Source organism: Mesorhizobium sp. M2E.F.Ca.ET.209.01.1.1 (assembly GCF_004010375.2).
Taxonomy (GTDB): Bacteria; Pseudomonadota; Alphaproteobacteria; order Rhizobiales; family Rhizobiaceae; genus Mesorhizobium.
In genome coordinates this window covers 1-347 of sequence record NZ_SADP02000582.1, presented here as the reverse complement: position 1 = coordinate 347, position 347 = coordinate 1, and the positions used below count along the sequence as shown (strand labels likewise).

General features: G+C 60.2%; 1 protein-coding gene. It reads left to right on the top strand.

What is annotated here, in order from left to right:
* On the top strand, positions 1-347 hold a 347-nt coding region (locus EN852_RS36995; RefSeq protein WP_210238310.1), incomplete at both ends, for a VCBS domain-containing protein.

The following is a 347-nucleotide window of genomic DNA, read 5'->3' as shown; positions in this document are numbered from 1 at the left end:
CGGCTCGGCAATGGAACGCTCAGTTGGGCAACCGCAACCGTACAGTTCGCCGGAACCAACGACGCAGCCGTGATTTCCGGTGTCGTTACGGGCTCGGTGATCGAGGCAGGTGGTGTCGGCAATGGAGTTCCTGGTACGCCGACGGCGACCGGTACGTTGACAGACACCGACGTCGACAATACGCCCAATACATTCCAGGCGGTCGTGGCCGGAAGCGCAAGTGACCACGGCTACGGCACTTACCAGATGACGACGGGCGGTGTCTGGACTTTCACACTCAACAACAGCAATGCCGCCGTCCAGGCGCTCAACGTCGGCCAGAACCTCATTGAAACCTTTACCGTCCA